Origin of the sequence: Novipirellula aureliae, assembly GCF_007860185.1 — a bacterium.
Lineage (GTDB): Bacteria > Planctomycetota > Planctomycetia > Pirellulales > Pirellulaceae > Novipirellula_A > Novipirellula_A aureliae.
Genome location: NZ_SJPY01000007.1, coordinates 19,604 through 36,030, shown reverse-complemented (window position 1 = coordinate 36,030; position 16,427 = coordinate 19,604). Strand labels below are relative to the sequence as shown.

The 16,427-nt window shown below is 51.0% G+C and carries 18 protein-coding genes and 1 pseudogene; 9 read left to right on the top strand and 10 right to left on the bottom strand.

Annotation, left to right across the window (positions count from 1 at the left end; all coding sequences use genetic code 11):
* Nucleotides 1-104: 104 nt before the first annotated feature.
* Nucleotides 105-638, top strand: coding sequence for a WYL domain-containing protein (locus Q31b_RS20265; RefSeq protein ID WP_146601491.1), 534 nt, complete (start codon nt 105-107; stop codon nt 636-638).
* 368 nt (nt 639-1,006) lie between these two features.
* Here Q31b_RS20265 and Q31b_RS20255 read toward each other — a convergent pair whose 3' ends face one another.
* The 5 genes from Q31b_RS20255 to Q31b_RS28505 all read right to left on the bottom strand — a co-directional run bounded on the left by Q31b_RS20255 (nt 1,007) and on the right by Q31b_RS28505 (nt 5,423).
* On the bottom strand, nt 1,007-1,279 hold the full coding sequence (locus tag Q31b_RS20255) for a hypothetical protein (RefSeq protein ID WP_146601490.1): 273 nt from the start codon (nt 1,277-1,279) through the stop codon (nt 1,007-1,009).
* 159 nt (nt 1,280-1,438) lie between these two features.
* Entirely contained in the window at nt 1,439-2,353 is a 915-nt protein-coding gene (locus Q31b_RS20250) for a hypothetical protein (RefSeq protein ID WP_146601489.1), read from the bottom strand.
* Nucleotides 2,354-2,417: 64 nt separating this feature from the next.
* Nucleotides 2,418-3,287, bottom strand: a complete 870-nt coding sequence (locus tag Q31b_RS20245) for a hypothetical protein (protein WP_146601488.1) — start codon at nt 3,285-3,287, stop codon at nt 2,418-2,420.
* Between the two features lie 893 nt (nt 3,288-4,180).
* Nucleotides 4,181-5,230 (bottom strand): PGN_0703 family putative restriction endonuclease, encoded by a 1,050-nt coding sequence (locus Q31b_RS20240; protein WP_146601487.1) that lies wholly within the window; start codon nt 5,228-5,230, stop codon nt 4,181-4,183.
* Between the two features lie 43 nt (nt 5,231-5,273).
* Nucleotides 5,274-5,423, bottom strand: coding sequence for a hypothetical protein (locus tag Q31b_RS28505; protein WP_197171927.1), 150 nt, complete (start codon nt 5,421-5,423; stop codon nt 5,274-5,276).
* Between the two features lie 576 nt (nt 5,424-5,999).
* Here Q31b_RS28505 and Q31b_RS20235 point away from each other — a divergent pair.
* The 3 genes from Q31b_RS20235 to Q31b_RS20225 all read left to right on the top strand — a co-directional run bounded on the left by Q31b_RS20235 (nt 6,000) and on the right by Q31b_RS20225 (nt 8,040).
* Nucleotides 6,000-6,374, top strand: a complete 375-nt coding sequence (locus Q31b_RS20235) for a hypothetical protein (protein ID WP_146601486.1) — start codon at nt 6,000-6,002, stop codon at nt 6,372-6,374.
* Nucleotides 6,375-6,548: 174 nt separating this feature from the next.
* On the top strand, nt 6,549-6,908 hold the full coding sequence (locus Q31b_RS20230) for a hypothetical protein (protein ID WP_146601485.1): 360 nt from the start codon (nt 6,549-6,551) through the stop codon (nt 6,906-6,908).
* A gap of 130 nt (nt 6,909-7,038) precedes the next feature.
* Entirely contained in the window at nt 7,039-8,040 is a 1,002-nt protein-coding gene (locus Q31b_RS20225) for a helix-turn-helix transcriptional regulator (protein WP_197171924.1), read from the top strand.
* Nucleotides 8,041-8,536: 496 nt separating this feature from the next.
* Here Q31b_RS20225 and Q31b_RS20220 read toward each other — a convergent pair whose 3' ends face one another.
* Nucleotides 8,537-8,890, bottom strand: a complete 354-nt coding sequence (locus tag Q31b_RS20220; protein ID WP_146601483.1) for a hypothetical protein — start codon at nt 8,888-8,890, stop codon at nt 8,537-8,539.
* Between the two features lie 386 nt (nt 8,891-9,276).
* On the opposite strand from Q31b_RS20220, the gene Q31b_RS20215 reads away from it, so the two are divergent.
* Nucleotides 9,277-9,660: a class I SAM-dependent methyltransferase gene (locus tag Q31b_RS20215; RefSeq protein ID WP_231617725.1), complete on the top strand. Its 384-nt coding sequence runs from the start codon at nt 9,277-9,279 to the stop codon at nt 9,658-9,660.
* A gap of 95 nt (nt 9,661-9,755) precedes the next feature.
* Here the strand turns inward: Q31b_RS20215 and Q31b_RS20210 are convergent, their stop codons facing one another.
* Complete coding sequence (locus Q31b_RS20210; RefSeq protein WP_146601481.1) at nt 9,756-10,796, bottom strand: tetratricopeptide repeat protein; 1,041 nt, start codon at nt 10,794-10,796, stop codon at nt 9,756-9,758.
* Between the two features lie 524 nt (nt 10,797-11,320).
* The gene (locus tag Q31b_RS20205; RefSeq protein WP_231617724.1) at nt 11,321-11,890 is read right to left on the bottom strand and encodes a protein-tyrosine phosphatase family protein; all 570 of its coding nucleotides are present in this window, start codon (nt 11,888-11,890) and stop codon (nt 11,321-11,323) included.
* Between the two features lie 384 nt (nt 11,891-12,274).
* Here Q31b_RS20205 and Q31b_RS20200 point away from each other — a divergent pair, with 384 nt between their 5' ends.
* From Q31b_RS20200 to Q31b_RS20190, 3 genes are all read left to right on the top strand, one after another.
* Entirely contained in the window at nt 12,275-12,484 is a 210-nt protein-coding gene (locus Q31b_RS20200) for a hypothetical protein (RefSeq protein ID WP_146601480.1), read from the top strand.
* A gap of 327 nt (nt 12,485-12,811) precedes the next feature.
* The gene (locus tag Q31b_RS20195; RefSeq protein ID WP_146601479.1) at nt 12,812-13,258 is read left to right on the top strand and encodes a hypothetical protein; all 447 of its coding nucleotides are present in this window, start codon (nt 12,812-12,814) and stop codon (nt 13,256-13,258) included.
* A gap of 193 nt (nt 13,259-13,451) precedes the next feature.
* Nucleotides 13,452-14,141 (top strand): hypothetical protein, encoded by a 690-nt coding sequence (locus Q31b_RS20190; protein ID WP_231617723.1) that lies wholly within the window; start codon nt 13,452-13,454, stop codon nt 14,139-14,141.
* A 596-nt stretch (nt 14,142-14,737) separates the two neighbouring features.
* Here Q31b_RS20190 and Q31b_RS20185 read toward each other — a convergent pair.
* Nucleotides 14,738-15,517 (bottom strand): HNH endonuclease, encoded by a 780-nt coding sequence (locus Q31b_RS20185; RefSeq protein WP_146601477.1) that lies wholly within the window; start codon nt 15,515-15,517, stop codon nt 14,738-14,740.
* A gap of 372 nt (nt 15,518-15,889) precedes the next feature.
* A pseudogene (locus Q31b_RS29815) lies at nt 15,890-16,072 on the bottom strand (hypothetical protein); the annotation flags it as partial.
* A gap of 38 nt (nt 16,073-16,110) precedes the next feature.
* Here Q31b_RS29815 and Q31b_RS20175 point away from each other — a divergent pair.
* Entirely contained in the window at nt 16,111-16,419 is a 309-nt protein-coding gene (locus tag Q31b_RS20175; RefSeq protein WP_146601476.1) for a hypothetical protein, read from the top strand.
* Nucleotides 16,420-16,427 lie beyond the last annotated feature (8 nt).

Below are 16,427 nucleotides of genomic sequence, written 5' to 3'. Positions count from 1 at the left end.
ACACAACAATATCAAATGGCACACAGGAAATGATTATTTCCTAAGATTCGCCATGCCATCACGTGCACGCCACTCAAACATCACGACACGTTGAAGACCATTCAATGGGCACTCATCGAAGGAAAACAGGTATCCGTCAAATACTACAGTCCCACAAGAAGCAATCGTTCGACTTCACGTTCCATCCCTATCGGCTTTGCCTCAGTGGTCAGGCCTGGTATTTGATCGCGGCCACAGACGGAAAGCCAGAGCCGAAACCTAAAACGTATCGAGTCATGCGGATCCAGTCAGTCCACATGTTGGACGAACCCGCAGTCGTACCCGATGACTTCGATTTGAGCAGCTACTTCGGAAACGCTTGGAACGTTTTCCGTGGCGACACAACCTACGACGTCGAAATCGAGTTCCTGCCAGAGGTAGCCGAACTTGTCACCGAGACGGTCTGGCACCAAACCCAGAAAGTTAAGCGACACCAAGACGGACGAGTCACGCTAACATTCACGATCGACGGCCTGGATGAGATTGTGTGGTGGGTACTCAGTTGGTCAGGCCGAGCCAAGGTAATCAGTCCACCAGAGTTGAGGGCCATGGTCATCGAGCAGCTAGAGCGGGCACTTGCCTTAAACAAGACTGAATGAAAGACAATCGTCGCCAGTTCTCTTTTCGTTTCGCTAGGCAGCCAATTCTAAAACAAATTTTAGACATGGATTTCTCTCTCGCCCGATTCCTGGCCGACGAATTCACAGCGATACAACTCAAATCATCAGAGCCAGGACAAATATTTTCCGATCGACAAACGGAGTGTGATAGACGACGAAGGTTCTTGTAGAACCTTCGAGATCATAATCCAGGACGTTCTATACATACCCGCGAAAAAACTACATGACAAGGCAAAGACTCTAAACGATTCCAAGTGCCTGCGGATTTACTTCATCGAATTGGGCCAATCGAGATGCGGTGGGATGCTACAATTACAAACGTCTACAAACGACCGAATTCATTGAAACTAACAGATCTGTTTCCCGGTTTCCTGTGAATATAGCCAACGACGGCTATCAAAGCAGAAGTTGCCGCCGTTGCGGATCTTGAAAACGCCACGGCCTTCGGAAATATCCATGAGCATCTCATCCTGGTCGTCAAAATAGACGCTGATGTTTCGGTTGACGACCTCGACGGCCTTTTGCTCAAAGCTGCTGACCAACACGATTTCGGTGTATCGGATTCCGAAGCTCTCAACATCCTGCTTGGCTTTCTCGGCGTCATTGCGGTAGGTAATCACGAATACGTCACCCGGCCAATGTTGTGTAAGCAGACGAAAAACTCAGGGGCTTCATCAATGCAACCATCAAGGTCGATGCCGATTGCTGGCGAGTCACTATTCATAGGGGACTCATTCTCAAATTGCTTTCACCTTTGGTGATCGTTTCCTGCTTTGCAATCATTGATTGGCGTCAGAAATCAGTTTGCAAAAACGCTGATCGCCGAAAACCCGACCGTAGACTGTTGATATTCGATCATGACCTGGGGCATTGAGCAAGGAGTTGGTGCTAGGATCGTCATTCTGCTCCCGAACCAAGTGAATTAGATAACCACGGTTGATGTCGGCTCGATTTAGGCTGTTTGAAAGCTTTGCGGCGTCCGCTTGGAGATGTGAGCAGTCGTAGTCAAGCCCTACTTCGATGCATATCGTCGGCACTATTCGCCCTTCTTTAAATTGACCCAAGCTTGCGTTCGCCACCCGTGCGGGCGACAAAATCGCTAGGTCGAAGTTCCCTCTACGGTTCGCTTTCTCTGGTCTTGGAATCGTCTCGGGCCACTCTTTGTGAATGAGCTGCGTGTGATTCCCTTCATGTAACTGGTATTCACCTTGGAAATGCCGATGGTTCGCTAACGCCGTGAAAAGCAAGCAATGTATTGAGTGCTCAACACGGTGTAGGTAAGGTGCTTCGAGAAAATCCTCCACGACTTCATTGATCGTCGCGTCACAAATCGCAACGGCCCGTTGTATCCAGGATGTCTCATCTTGTTGCGGTGGTGGAGGCTCAGGTGGTACTGGGGGTGGTATGAAAACACCGCGCGGCGGGCGAACGTCTTCCAGATCAAGCAATACAAATCCGTCCGGTTGTTTGGCAATTCGTCCCTGTTTGTAGTGAACAAGCCAGCTAACAAGATTAACGATAGTGTGGCGATTCCCACATTCAACGTCGGTCACATGGAAACCGTGCTGTAAATAGATGATAAAGTCACATTGTCCTTGTCCCTCACTAGGTCTTGCACCGGCATTGCAGATATTCACAGATTGCTGACCTGCTGTTCTCAAGTAACCGTTCCGTCCTTCCAAGACAAACACCATTGGATTTTTCTTTTTTTGTGGGGGCGTGCATTCGTTTTCTGATCAATCTAAGTGTGAGATTCCATCAGCAGGACCGCTGCTGAGCTTCTAATGCATCTATCTTTTGTAGCATGCTTGGCAACCAGTCATCGCCGTTGGGCCCTTTTCCTGACAACCAATCGGGGTAGTCATATTGTTTTCGCAACTTATCATACGATTTAATCCATTTGAGACAGTCTTCGACTTTCTTTGTCTGTCTATTACGAATCGCATCTAGGCGTGCCTGCCTCCAGTAAATCCATTTGAACCACACGATAAGGCCAAGTAGATCTGTAGCGCATTTTACAAGATGTTCTGTCATCATCTTAGACATCGTTTTTTGAGTATTTATCGAAATACTAGTTAGACTGGATCTCGTGTTGGGAGGGCAAGATGAGAGTGACTTCCAAATCATTCTCCACAGTTCTTGTTCAACCCCCAGTACGCGTTGTTCAGAGAGAACGTCGAATAAATTTGCGGTGTGCCTGCATCTTAAATTAGTCAATTCTTCGACTAGTAGCTTCGTTGACTCTTGCCATTCTGAACTGCGGTGCGGCACTTGGTTCTTCTCCAAAACAACTGCCATCCAATGGCGCCATTGATCCAGATCTGGGTCGTACGGAGAAGCAACTTTACAGTTGCGGTCAAACTCGTATTCCGCACAGAAACCTCGCAGTTGATACTTAACAACTAGCAGTCGCTCTGCAAACGCCTGCAATCCCTCTTTGTTCCGTCTAAGGTTATCGACATAATCAGAATCAACAATTTTTCTTAGATACCATTCGCGATTTTCAACTTCCAAATATACTTCTTCAAAGTTCCTTTCAATCAAAAAGCCTAACAGCCTCGCAACTTTTGAAAGTGCCTCCGAGTTACCTTCCAGCGATACTGCATAATCCCAAAGTGACGTCTTCATCGAGCTTTCCAATTTGCGGTTGTTGGGACAGTGGTACAAAGGGGGCAAGGAGAAAACCAAAGTATAAGGACGCTCTGACAGCCCTTGGGTCAGTGATCCAAAAAAATGAACGCCAAACCAAGAGCGTCCCCAGAAAGCCTCGCCAAAGGTAGGCAAGTCAGCACCTCAGCCGACGCTCCCTTGCGGGAGCGCGGCGATCAGCAATGAACCTGTCTTTCACGAGCCGTGAGGCTCAACTATGGCGATATTTTCCGGACAGCAGCCGACGCACACGCGTCGTTGGGTCTAGTAGCTGCGATTGCTCGGCTCCATGCAAAATCTTGCGTTGGAGTTTGATGGGACCGACGAAATCAAATTTACCAGATCTCAAGAGGGAGGGGCAACTTTCTGCCTGCCACAAGTGTCGATAGCGACGATCTGTCACGGAGGTTTTTCTTGCGAATTATTGGGTTTCTTGTATGCGCGAGGCGAACTGAGAAACGTACTCCACACAACTGGCTATACCGATGAATCGTACCAGCAGTCCTTCGGGCGACCGGAAAGTCCTCGCTCGTTAGCCTCCTTCACTAGACTATCAATAACAAACCGAGGTATCACTTTCGGGAAATCGTTCCATTGCCGTTTTGCTCGCAGATTTTCGGAATTGGGCTTCAGGACGAGATCCATCCTCCAATCGGTGACGCGAAAACCGGGCGTTACCGAATGAAGTTTTGGTCCGATGAGCCAGAGGATGACGAGCCGATCGGTGTCAAAACAAAAATCCGCCCGGCCACGACGGCGGGACGGATTCGTTGAAATTGTTCGCCCACGATGACGTGGTGCTTCAAGCGGGTGAAACGGTCCATTGCTTCCGGTGTTCTCAGCTCGTGACTATTTGAATGTGTGGGCATGGCTTATTGTGAGTGATCCCATTCTTTGTTTGCACGAAACTCAAACGCGTTCGCTAGTTTTGCCGTCTTGTTGTGCATGTACTCGATAAATCGTGACTGACGCTCCGACGGATGGTCTTGCATAGCACGGGCAACACCTTCCCAGTTTGCTCGTCGGAACATATCGGGCGAGGCCGCAGTTACCAGCTTAGAGAACTCGTAGTCGCTGCGTGATTCATGACTTTCGCGAACTAAGTTGACATGATAAGCCATGGTGTCTGGACTTTCCAGCTCCGCCATCCATTCTGAAAACACCATATTTCGCCATAGCTGATAATAGATGCGATTTGCTTCGCGAGCCTTCGCACGATCCAGACTCCTCAATGACGCGTCCCAGTAGATGTCTAGTAACTCATCGAACGTCAACGACTGAGCGTCCTTGCGGGGACCGCGTTCGTAGTACGGATTTGGGCTGGTGAATTTTGCTTCGATCAGCACCAGGTACTTGCCTGGCAGATGCAGCGCGATGTCCGGTTCTGTGAGTGGTCGCTCGACCGGCAGGTTGCTCTCGAATCGTTCCCGTGCCGCAATCAAGAGATCCCATGGCTCGAATGAATCGTCGCTGACACGAATACCCCACAGGTACAGATCAGGCTCCTGAGGGTGATCTTCGCCAATCATCAGTTTGGCGACATGGGCAAGCAGTCCGGCTTCTTGAAGAGACCGGAAGACGTTCCAGCTCAACGCATCCTCAGAGTTCTCCGCGCCCAGTCGGTGACTCTCGTACTTGAAGGGATGCCCGACGATCTTCTCGGCGAACAAATCAGGCGAAGCAATAATGTTTCGTCGGACGTCCGCATACGAATACGTCGAGCCGTAGCGAGAATGGTGGCAGCGGATACCGTGGTCCGGGCATATATCGCCACGCTGGTAACGTGTTGGCCGTCTGACAAAGTGCTGGCAGCCTCGCACGTAACAACGAATGAGGTCGCGATCGTCTGGGTGGACAACAACTTTGGGATCAAGGTCGTCGGTGCCGTACGGAAGCTGAGTTTGCAGGGAAGCTGATGACATGGGATTGCTTAGGCGTGAGAGGGGATTTCGGGAAAGGAAGACATCAGTGGACCATATGAATGGCCCGTACGATGTAACCGCGGTACGAGGCTTCTGCTATCCGGCGAGCTGCCAAATCGGAGTAGGCCTGGATCTGGACCGTGATCGGGGTTCCGCCACCGTGTGGCACGAGAGTGAGTTGGAAAGTGTGCATGTTGATTTCTCCATTCCGTAAGTTTCGTTTGAGGGTAAAATTGACGGTCCGGTCCCGAGAACGCTGATCTTTTCGGGCGATAACAACACCTCGTATTCGTTGGCCACGACGAAAGGCATCTGCGGCAGCGGATGTTTACTGCGGGCCCGAGGCCCGAGTGGGCCATGCTTAAGTGCAGAACCGGACGCGTGCGGGCGGCGGATCAGCCGCTTTCTCTTTAGCGGGGCCTGCGTTTCTCCGTGAACCGGACCGTCGATTCCAATAGTACGAACCTGTTTTGACAGCAGTGGGTCAACCAAGCGAAAAACCGTCCAGTTCGGTGCGGGACTCTCCATCTCACGCATTTGTCATGAGTTGTCCGTAGGCTTTTGCCTGGGGACCTCAGCGATGCGCTTTCACAAGACGCGTTCCAATGTGTATGCTGTTGCATCTGGTCATAGAAAGGGTTTTGCCCGGCCATTCAAACGTGTAGAGCCGCGTCCGTTCATTGCCTTTCATCCACGCAGTTACCGATGAGTCTATCCGGCACAATCGAGACGCTGATCGAAACTCTGCAGCAAACTAAAATGAGAAATCATGAAAAGAACCAACATGACACTTGGACTTGACCTTGACGGCTGCATCACCGAGGCACCGGAGTTTTTTTCTACATGGACACATTCCTGGCCAGGGCGAGTCATCGTGATCACTTACCGTCGGGGTCGACAGAAGGCGATAGATGACTTGGCCGAACGGAACATTCGCTACGACGAAGTTGTGTTAGTCGACCGGTTCGATGGCAAGGCAGAAGTCATCAAAGATATGGGAGTCTCGTTGTACGTTGATGACCAGCCAGAGATGCTTAAACATATTCCTGCTGGCGTGAGCATCATGCTGTTTCGCAACGAAGGAAACTACGATTTCGCTGATCGTAAATGGATGCTCAGCCAGGAAACCGGAAAGTTGGTGTAGTGAGAAGTCGCTACCCACCCGCAAACTGTCACGAAGAAATCATACGGAAACTGTTCGACAGAATTGAGGCAACTGATCCAGAAGTTGCCCCCGCAATGCCAAGAATCCTTTGACCCACTGTTGTCAAATCGGATCGTAGAATTGCTTCAGTTTCACTCACCGAGGCACAAATTGATGCAAAATCCTTCAAACGATCCAAAGGAATTTCTCCGCAGCCTGGAACAGTTGGAGAACCAATCCGTTTTCACTCCTCGCCGTTCGTATTCTCGCGATCAACTTAACGAGTGGATTCGTGCCGAGCGTTTACGCCAACGTGAGCGGGGCGAGGAATGGACGGCTTGGCGCAAATTTTACTGCGTCGAGGAAGCCACGATACCGAACCGCTGCCATTTCTGGCAACCAGACTACCGAGATCCATGCTGCACGGTATTCGCGATATGGGTTGCGTATCATACAAGGAGGCAAGAGCGTCTCTACCTCTGCAACGGGCATATGGAGCAGCGGATTCGCGACAGTAAAGAGACCGCCAGGTGACGGTTTTGCTCTCCCCGCTAGGAAATACGAGGTGCTACGATAGCACCAACCGGGCGACACGCCCCAGGATTATTTACGTTTGGTATAGTTCGTTATGGTCAAGAAAAAGACGGCTCGCACGAAAACTCCTATGAAGAATCAACGCCCCGACTCCGAGCGTCGTTTGCGTCAGGCCGCGCGGCTTGCAGATCATCTGAGGCTGCTGCAACTGCTACTGGGGCGTGGACGGTGGGACTACGACTCCTTGGCGGTACAGCTAGAATGCAGCACGAGGACGATCCGTCGTCGGTTAGATGCGTTGGAGTTGGCAGGTGTCCCTTGGTTTTACGATAGCGATGCTCGCTGTATCCGTGTGCTGCCTGGCGTCAAATTCCCGGTGCTGCAGCTCACTCGTGACGAATTGCTGGACGAGGCAACTGCGGCGACGGTCGGAAGAGCAAAGGGGCTAGATGTCGGCGCGGGCGCCGTCGCGACGGAGAAACTTGCCGCAGCGTCGAAGGACGAAGTGGCCGAAATGCTTGCCGACGCCCAGCGGATCATGGAGGCACTCGACCTAAAACTTGCCGACCACAGCAAGCACCACGAGGTACTGAGAACGATTCAGTGGGCGTTGATCGAAGGCAGGCAAATCACTGGACAATACAAAAGCCCCTATCAAGAGAAAACCATCGAGCTGCGACTTCATCCGCTGAGGATCTGCTTGACTGGGCAAGCCTGGTATTTGATCGCGAGAAAAACAGCGAGCGAGCGGCCGAAGACATACCGAGTGACGAGATTCCAGACGGTGCGGTCGCTGGATGCCAAAGCCGACGTTCCCGAGGAGTTCGATCTGGATGAATACTTCGGCAAAGCGTGGAGTGTCTTCCGCGGCGGCGAAACCTACGACATCGAACTGCTTTTCAAGGCTGACGCGGCCGAACTTGTGACGGAGACGATGTGGCATAAAACGCAGCAGGTTGCCCGGCATCCAAATGGGACCGCTACGTTGAGATTTACAGTCGACGGTCTCGACGAGATCGTTTGGTGGGTATTGGGCTGGTCGGGAAGGGTTACTGTTGTCGAGCCTGCGGAATTACGCGATTTGGTCCTCCAGAAGTTGAATGAAGCGATTGATCTGCATATCCGTCGTTAAACTGGGTCAGTTAAGCTGTAAGGAACGTTTTTTCGCAGGTTCTTTGATTGCTATCGCCTTCTACTCGTGTTGAGATCACATAATGGAGTTCCAGGTTCATGGTCGCGCTACAATAGAACGCGGCATTGTCGTTCGGTCGGCGTACGTCCTTATTTCCATCCGTGACCCCGAATCACCTGTCGTGGGATTTACGCGTCCGACCGCGTCGCGTGACGTGCTTTCGCTCGCCTTTCACGACGAGATCATCTGGTGGGTGCTTGGCTGGTGGGGTGGATAAGAGTGGAGCAACCCCGCGAAATTCGCGACCTCGTACTATTACAACCTGAGCGAGTACTGTAAATGAATACACGCGTTTCTCGTATATAATGAATTGAGTATTTCTCATTAGAAAGAACCCAAGGTTTGGAATCGGGATCGACCTCACTTCTTTAGATGATTCAACGGTTCGCTGGCTATCTTCGACACTGCGACCTTGTCCACACCGCTTGTCCATAGATTAAATTTCCCAGATGCTGCACTCACATTCCCCGTTTCGATTACTGCCATCGGATAAATCGATCCTCCGGAAAGAAGTCCGGACTCCGATCCTAACTTGTCCTAAATGACGCTTAATGTACCTTCCGATCTGATTCGTCGCTTCCCTGACTGGATCGGCGTGTTTCCGTCCGTCACCGGTCCGACGATAGTCGTAGATGATTTCGTTTAGGATTGTGTTGTAGTGCATATTTAAGAAGTTGATGATCACATGGCTATCGTAGTTCTTTTGTTTCTTGTTGTGCTCATCATTTCTCGCTGCTTTCACTGCAGTCGCAATAGCTTCTGTCCAATCTGCGTGTTCTCGAATTGGCATTGGGGTTATTCCTATTCTTGTTCTAACTCGCGTTCGATAAACCTTCCGATCTGATTCGTCGCTTCCCTGACTGGATCGGCGTGTTTCCGTCCGTCACCGGTCTGACGATAGATGTCGATTATATCATTTAGGACCGCATCTTGGTGCTTGTGAATGTCTTGGGGTTAAAAAAAACGCATCCCGCCATCCAACACCACGATTTCTGTCGTTTTGTTGGCGGCCAATGCTTGATTCTAACTCAAACTTGCGAGCAGACCGATGCAATGCGGCGAGAGTTTGGCTCGAATTCATGTCACCACGCACCAGGCTGTCGCATCACTTCATTAGTGACGACGAGAAAACACCGGATCTGTCGACGCCGTACGAGCTAAGACATTGGATCGTCCTTGCATAGAGCACTACCGAAGGAAAGCTACGACGTCGTGCTCGCCGCTACGGTGCTGCACCACATGCGTGACGACGAGGATTGGCGAGCCGCGTTTGAAAAGGTCATCTCGGTGTTGCGTCCCGGCGGATCGTTCTGGATCACCGATCTGGTCGTTCAAGAAACCGTGCCCGTCCACGAATTGATGTGGTCGCGCTACGGCGATTATCTTGAGGGACTCGGCGGCGTCGAGTACCGCCAAAAAGTCTTTGAATATATCGACCGCGAGGATTCGCCGCGACCAGTGACGTACCAGCTCGACCTGCTTCGCCGCGTTGGATTCGCCCACGTCGAACTGCTGCACAAAAACAGTCGCTTCGCTGCCTTCGGGGCTTGGAAGGAGTAGGACCATGGCGAACCGAACGTCGCTTTACTCATCCGAACCTGCCTGGGGCGAGTCACACTTGCTTTACGTCGCATGCACCCAACCAGCTTGCCTTGCTATTGGTTATCCATATCCAACAGCAAATCTTCTTTGACTGCGACAAGCGAGTCATCTTCCGGTGCGAGCCGAATTGCTTGATCAATATCATCTAGTGCCCCTTTTTTGTCGTTCAGCCCTCGTTTCGCTGCGCTTCGCACTCGCCAAGCCAGCGGGTTTTCTTGATCCATTTCAAGTGAACGGTCGCAAGCTCGAACGGCTTCCTCATAACGATTGTTCATAACGAATGAGTATGCATGCATCGCGTGTACAATAGCCATCTCTGGTGCAATGTCCAGAAGGTTTTCTGCAACTTCTAGCAGTTCGGCTTTTCTCCCGAGGGCATCGTAAATATAAAAGAGTCGGTCCCATCCTTCGATGCTCTGGGAATCGAGCCGGACCACTTCGCGAAACAATTCTTCGGCCCCCTCGTAGTTCTCCTCTTGGATAAGCAGCTCGCCACGAACGATGAATGCGTCTGGTTCTTCTGGTGCCAAATCTTCCAACCGCGACGCTGCGATCACGACGGCGTCGCGATGATTACCCGTTGCCTGATATTCATGAAACAGGTCGATGTAGCAGAGAACCGGATCGGGTTCGCCGTCCATCGCCACAGCGATTTCACTTGCTACGGGGTCCGAATCAATATCCACCTCGTACGACTCGGCTTCAAGAATCTGCCGTTGAAACGACTCAGGCATCTTAAACAGATTTAGTTTGCCCTTTAGCGGCAGTGGCTCCTTCAACAAGCGACCATTGGCCATGCGCCAACAATAGGGACCGAAGGCGAACGGATCGTCTTCGTGCTCGGGGCCATAGGATGCGATGTCTACAATGTCAGCAAGTCCGATGATGGCACCGTATGGAAACCAGTTGCGATCCACCAATTCGAGTTCGCACTCCCGAATCATCTCATTAACGTTTTGAGGACTTGTTGATGCATGAATAGCAATCGTCCCGCGGCGGTCCGTTGTCCAAGTGCGATTCTCAATCGTCTTGAGATTTGCGCAAATTGCCCAAGCATAAGGTTGCCGGATGGATAGTCCGCGTAGTTCAAACATGGATATTCTCTCTTTTCAAAAAATGTCACTTCGGAAATCACCATGGCGATGCAAATTCTCTCAGATACCTCTCGGATTTAAAGACCGTGACGAACTCACCGATGATCCGAACGTCATTGGCATTTCTTCGGTGATTTGGATTGGCTGGTAATCGCTGTTGAGTGGTTGTAGCTCGATCGTGTTGTGTTGCCAGCCGTCATCGTTCATCTATTGGTGGAGTGATAACGTTTGACGGTGTAGCATCCGCCGTCTTCGGGATCGGTGTTCGTATTGGCTTGACTAGCAGTCAACCAGAAAGTGTTAGTTTTTTAAATGGCCGCAAGCCGGATCGAGTACTGATTGTCGACGTCGAATTGACGTGTGGGGGGGGAACAAAAACGAAACTACCATCCTCGGCAACTGGAGCGTTCCAATTGCCAAACGCTTGATCGATTCCAATTCTTACGAGTATCGCTCTGATAACATGGTTCCTTACTTGAGCTGACTCCATTAATCCTATGATGTTATACTCGATTTCGCCTTGCCTAACCCAACCAGGACAAAACGAAGGCCGCTTGATCAGCATTTTCGGGTGCTTTCCAACTCGCTCGTTCCACGTCGGCTTGCCGCAGTTGGGTTAATCGCTCGAAAACGTTTTCAGTAGAGATTAGCCGATGACGTAGCAGCCAACAACAGACCGCCGTACCGGTGCGTCCCATTCCTCCGAAGCAGTGGATATAGACGGGGCGATCGGCAGCGAGAGATAGGTCGATTGCGTCGAGGATGCACCGCATACGGTCGATGGACGTTGTTCCGCCATCCGGGATCGGAAAACGCAGGTGAGCAATTTGCTCGCTACGATCGCTTGCAAGCCTTCGCAGTTCATTGTCGTAGCGAACGAACGGTTTTCCGGAATTGTTGGTTTCGTTTTCTTCTTGCAAGTTGATGAACGTCCGCATGCCGGCGTTGAAGAGCGACGCGATCCGCTGCCTATGGTCAGCTGGATCTGGCCGACCGGGATACGCCCCAGCGAGTAAAACATCGTCAATAACCCAATAGGTGCGATTGCATGGCGTCGGTTTCTCTGGATGAACAAATTTGGTTGGGATGTGCAAGCGAGGTCTCCATGGAAAACGGATATGATACCAACGTTTAGTCAACCTGGCATTGTAGGAAATGAAAGTGAGTCGGTTCGAAAAGCTTACTGAAATCGACAAAGAGTCGCCTTAGCGGGTTAGCATAGAACGAAACACTGGCTTTCAAGCCTTCTCCAAGGTAGCTGGTTGCAATCGGATCTTTAAGCAACTCGCCACACCAACTAGCTATCAACTTGTCGCAGCGGCATTTTGTCACAGCGACTTTGATTGTTCTGCCTTACGTCTCCCTCTATATTTGGCAGTTTTCACTACCCAAATAGAAAAGATGATCGATGAGCGAGTTCTTTATCAAAAGCGCATTGCCTCAGCGGATCGGATACCGAAAGATAATGGTTGCCTCAATTGAAAGATACCAGAATCGTAGGTGCCGCCATGGAAATGCATGCAAAAGCAGGGCTGATTGACTTAATTCGAACGCGATACTACGGCGCCCGAAAAAAGGACAAGTCTCGAATACTTGATGAGTTGGTCGCGATTACCGGGCACCAACGCAAGTACGCATTACGGCTGTTCGCTCACCGAGAAGCTTCGTCTCTGTCGATTGCGAAGTAGTGGGCCGAAAAATATACGACTGCGCGGTTAAAGAAGTGCTTGTTACGCTTTGGGAATCCTCGGATCGATTATGCGGAAAGCGTCTCAAAGCGATTCTGCCAGAGTTAATCAAACCAGTGGAATCACATGGCCACATGGATCTTGACGAATCCCTTAGAACACGGGTGCTGTCGGCAAGTTCCGCGACCATCGACCGACTCCTCCGACCGATACGTGAGAAGGCGACTGGAAAAAAAAATCATATTCGACCCAAGAAAAAGATCCGTGCGGCAATCGCGGTTAAGACTTTTTCTGAATGGGATGACGTCGCTCCAGGGAACCTACAGGTTGATTATGTTGCACACTGCGGAGGTAAACCGTCACAAGGAACTCAAATGTGAATTGTGTTGTGATCGCCTCAGTGACCATCGTTACAAGGCCAATCTGTTCCGCGTGATGATGCACAGCGTTGCGGCGAACTTGCTGGTGCGAATTCGGCAGATTGTCGAGATAGTGCCTGAGATTGATCAGTTCGCCAATGCTGAGATTCCTATGGAAGCTCAGTCGCCTGGGGTCAAGCGTCGTCATCACACTCGCCGCCGTCGCCGCGACCCTGTGGGAGAGGGTCACGCTTGCACGTGGCGGACTCACGTGATCAAGGTCGCGTACCGAGTGATCGTCCGCACGCGGCGAATCCGTGTGCAATTCTCGTCGAGTTGGCCGTGGGCCAATCATCTCAAGCGTGTTGCGGATCTGCTATCGGGCTACGCTCGGCCCGACCTCAACAGTGCCTAAATCTGCCAGAGGCGAGACGAAATTCTGAATGGGGGAAAGGGGGCGTTCCGCGCTGATCGAGCACCAAAGCACCTACCCCTGCGAATCTCACCCAAATTTTTTCCAGACGATCCCAAATCTAAATGCTTGTGAATAATCCGGGCTAAGGGACATCGTTATTAGAGCCCTTAGGCAGGATAGCCATGGTAACCCAGTGTCATGTATGTTCGTGGTTCCAAAAACCCTCAACTCAGAGACTTATTCGATGTGCACACAAGATTTTCGCGGTGAGATGCTTCCGCAATGGGAGACGTTACTTCGCAAACTTTTTCCAATCGCTTTACCAAATAGCGTCAGCTGGAATCGTCTGGACGATATATTTGCCATTCTGCGAGGATTGGTATCTACCGCAGACTTATGTCATATGCTTCTTCCATCGAGTGGCGGCATTGATATTCATAGAGTGGCCCGTTCCCCCGATTCTAGATGTATTGACATTATCGACCACGGCCATATCCACACAATGGTGCCCAAGTTGTTGACGTGCGAAATTTTTAAAGACAGCCTGGAACATTCCTATTTCCGCCTCGAGTGCAGCAGCCTCGCACCGGAGGGAGACACCGAATCACCGAACATTAAAGATGAAGAGCTGGTGCGGCTGCGCGACGGCACATACACTAGTCGAATTGGTTGGGACGATGGAGTGATGTACGATGAACGCGGATACGAGATTGAGTTGCCGAAAGGTGCGAAACTCGCGACGAGGTACATGGGCGGGATCTTCGTCTTCGTTTGTAAGGCATCGGAGTTTGGACAATCTGATGAAGCGTACAACGGACTTCAAAACACTATGTCAGCGGCCGAGTTCCGAGACCACATTCGGCTGCGCTGGATCCGACGGTGATGACCGCTGGCCCTGAATTTGAGTATCGCCGTAGCGAGGTGAGCGTTGTACAGCCGCGAGAATATTCCCTGACTGTTAAAAGAAGCCGAGAGTCGCTTATTGAATGGGACGCGGGGCGTGCCGAACAACTTTCGCAAGCCGGACTGACTCGGATGATTCCGTTGGCCACTGTAACTAACGTGGAACTACGCTGCATTGAACAGCTGTGTTTCGGGGACGATACCCGACCGACTGATTCACCTGTTTTGTTCAGCGTCTTACTTATTTGCTCTTTTCGGCTCGAGGGGGCCTGCGAATGTGTCGTTGGCTGAGGCGAGAAGCTCTAATTCGCTTAGTGGAGGGTTGCATTTGGTTGTTGTTTACCGGATAGGTTCGCGGCGGTGAACAATCCAATTTCTTAAAGCTGTTGATGCGTTAGAGCATGCGACACAACCTGCACGAGCGCATAAACAACTCACCAGAGACTGCCCCGGTATCTATGAACACACGTGCCTGGCCCTTTCTTAAACCAGTGTGGAGCGACACCACGAATCGATTGCGGGCATGGCGGTTTATCGACCCCAACCGAACGGCGAGATTAAATAGTTAGCGAGTCGCTACTGTGCCGATTTTGCTGTCTCGATCATCGCTCGCACTTGGTCCACAGATCGGTTTGCCCCGCCAAGGTGAATAACGGCGTGGCAGTTTGGACAGACAGGGACAAGGTCTTTGATGGGGTTGACCTCGTAAGCCGTTTTTAGCTTTGCCAACGGTTTGCGGTGATGCACATGGATGTAACCCTCTGCGTCGGTGCCGTAGGCTTCAGCAAAGGACAAATCACAAATTGCGCATCGCAGTCCATAGTGTTGAAGACAAGCGGATCGGGCCGCCGCGTTACGTTCATAGGCATTGACGACGACGGTTTTCGTTGCGCCTTCTGGGTAGGCTTGTCCAGCGATATCCACTTCATCCGGGTTCAGTTTTACCTTCAGTTTCTTACTTGGTGGGTAATAGCGTGGTGCTAACGTTGCTCTCAGAACGGAAGACCGTTTGAAGTGACCTAGTGAATTAAAGAAGATCGCGTATCGCTTTGATTTCGCTGCCTTCGGTTTTGACATCGATTCGCTGAAGAATCGTTGGCCCAGAAAGACCCTATCCAGCACACCCGATTCACTTGGTATTAACCGCTCTTCCTCAAGCGAGTACCACGAAAAGGCGATCGATCCCATTTTGCTCAATGAGGCCACAACGCATTCCTGTCCAACGGCAAGGCCAGCAGCCATTTTCTCTTGATGTCCGCTCGCACTGAAATCAAAAAAGGCTCGCTCATTTTCGTAAACTTTCGCGTGATTACGTCCCAAGCAATTGTTCAAATAAATAAGTTCAGTAGCAGTCATCGATCGCCCTCGAAGTATTTGTGCGATTGCCTTAACCGGCGGACATCACAAATCATACCGGAACGAGCGGTGCTTTGTCGCATGGGTGCGGAACAATCCTAGGTTTCGAGTGCCAGCACTCATGTGATCGAAGCGACGTGCTTATCGATTTATGATGACCGCCGGGTGTAGGCGAGGTGTCGCGAACTTGCCGTGTTCTTTGGTGCCTATTGCTGGTACTTTGGCAGGGATTTTGAAAGCTGATGACAAAACTTGAGCCATTCACCAAAGACTCGGTCGTTAGTGGTATTTTGCCTAATGGCCCAGTGACCATTATCGATGCGAATTGGCATGGCACCGAGGTTACTGGAGGTGGCTATTGAGGAGTTGTTGTCAATAGTTGTGTTCTGAGAAAATGAATGAGGCGGCAATTTCATCCTGCATAATTCCGTCTTTGAAGGACCGTCCTTCGATGACGAGTGTGATCTTTTCGTGACAGTTCAGTCGCCTCCACTTCTTCGAAGCCGACTGGGCCAACTTAAACACCATCGCCAAACTTGCACGCCGAGTGCCGCTGCAAGCTTTGAAATGGCTAGACGAAAGAACACGCTGTAATGAACCGAGAAACGGTATCACTATGGCTTGATCGATTTGAGGCAATCGAGCGCCAAGCAATCGCCAAGCACGATAAACGGCTAGTGCGGCTATACGAGTCGCTGGAAGTGTATTTAACGGCCGCAAAGCTAACCGAATGGTATCAACGCTACATCGGCGGTGACGAGTCTACTGAGGCCGTTGGCGTTGCTTTACTGGTCGATGCGTATTGGTGCCGCGATGAGGCTGAAAGCGACCACCGGCTTTTGTTCGCCAAAAGGGTTTGGAATCAAAAGCGAACACGTAAACGAATCGTCGATGCGGTGTAGCTGCTGCT

Bases quoted from the DNA above. Each gene is read 5' to 3' on its own strand.
- Q31b_RS20265 (WP_146601491.1), top strand. From the start codon at position 105: ATGGGCACTCATCGAAGGAAAACAGGTATCCGTCAAATACTACAGTCC.
- Q31b_RS20250 (WP_146601489.1), bottom strand. From the start codon at position 2,353: ATGGTGTTTGTCTTGGAAGGACGGAACGGTTACTTGAGAACAGCAGGT.
- Q31b_RS20245 (WP_146601488.1), bottom strand. From the start codon at position 3,287: ATGAAGACGTCACTTTGGGATTATGCAGTATCGCTGGAAGGTAACTCG.
- Q31b_RS20240 (WP_146601487.1), bottom strand. From the start codon at position 5,230: ATGTCATCAGCTTCCCTGCAAACTCAGCTTCCGTACGGCACCGACGAC.
- Q31b_RS28505 (WP_197171927.1), bottom strand. From the start codon at position 5,423: ATGCACACTTTCCAACTCACTCTCGTGCCACACGGTGGCGGAACCCCG.
- Q31b_RS20235 (WP_146601486.1), top strand. From the start codon at position 6,000: ATGAAAAGAACCAACATGACACTTGGACTTGACCTTGACGGCTGCATC.
- Q31b_RS20230 (WP_146601485.1), top strand. From the start codon at position 6,549: ATGCAAAATCCTTCAAACGATCCAAAGGAATTTCTCCGCAGCCTGGAA.
- Q31b_RS20225 (WP_197171924.1), top strand. From the start codon at position 7,039: ATGAAGAATCAACGCCCCGACTCCGAGCGTCGTTTGCGTCAGGCCGCG.
- Q31b_RS20220 (WP_146601483.1), bottom strand. From the start codon at position 8,890: ATGCCAATTCGAGAACACGCAGATTGGACAGAAGCTATTGCGACTGCA.
- Q31b_RS20210 (WP_146601481.1), bottom strand. From the start codon at position 10,796: ATGTTTGAACTACGCGGACTATCCATCCGGCAACCTTATGCTTGGGCA.
- Q31b_RS20185 (WP_146601477.1), bottom strand. From the start codon at position 15,517: ATGACTGCTACTGAACTTATTTATTTGAACAATTGCTTGGGACGTAAT.
- Q31b_RS20175 (WP_146601476.1), top strand. From the start codon at position 16,111: ATGAACCGAGAAACGGTATCACTATGGCTTGATCGATTTGAGGCAATC.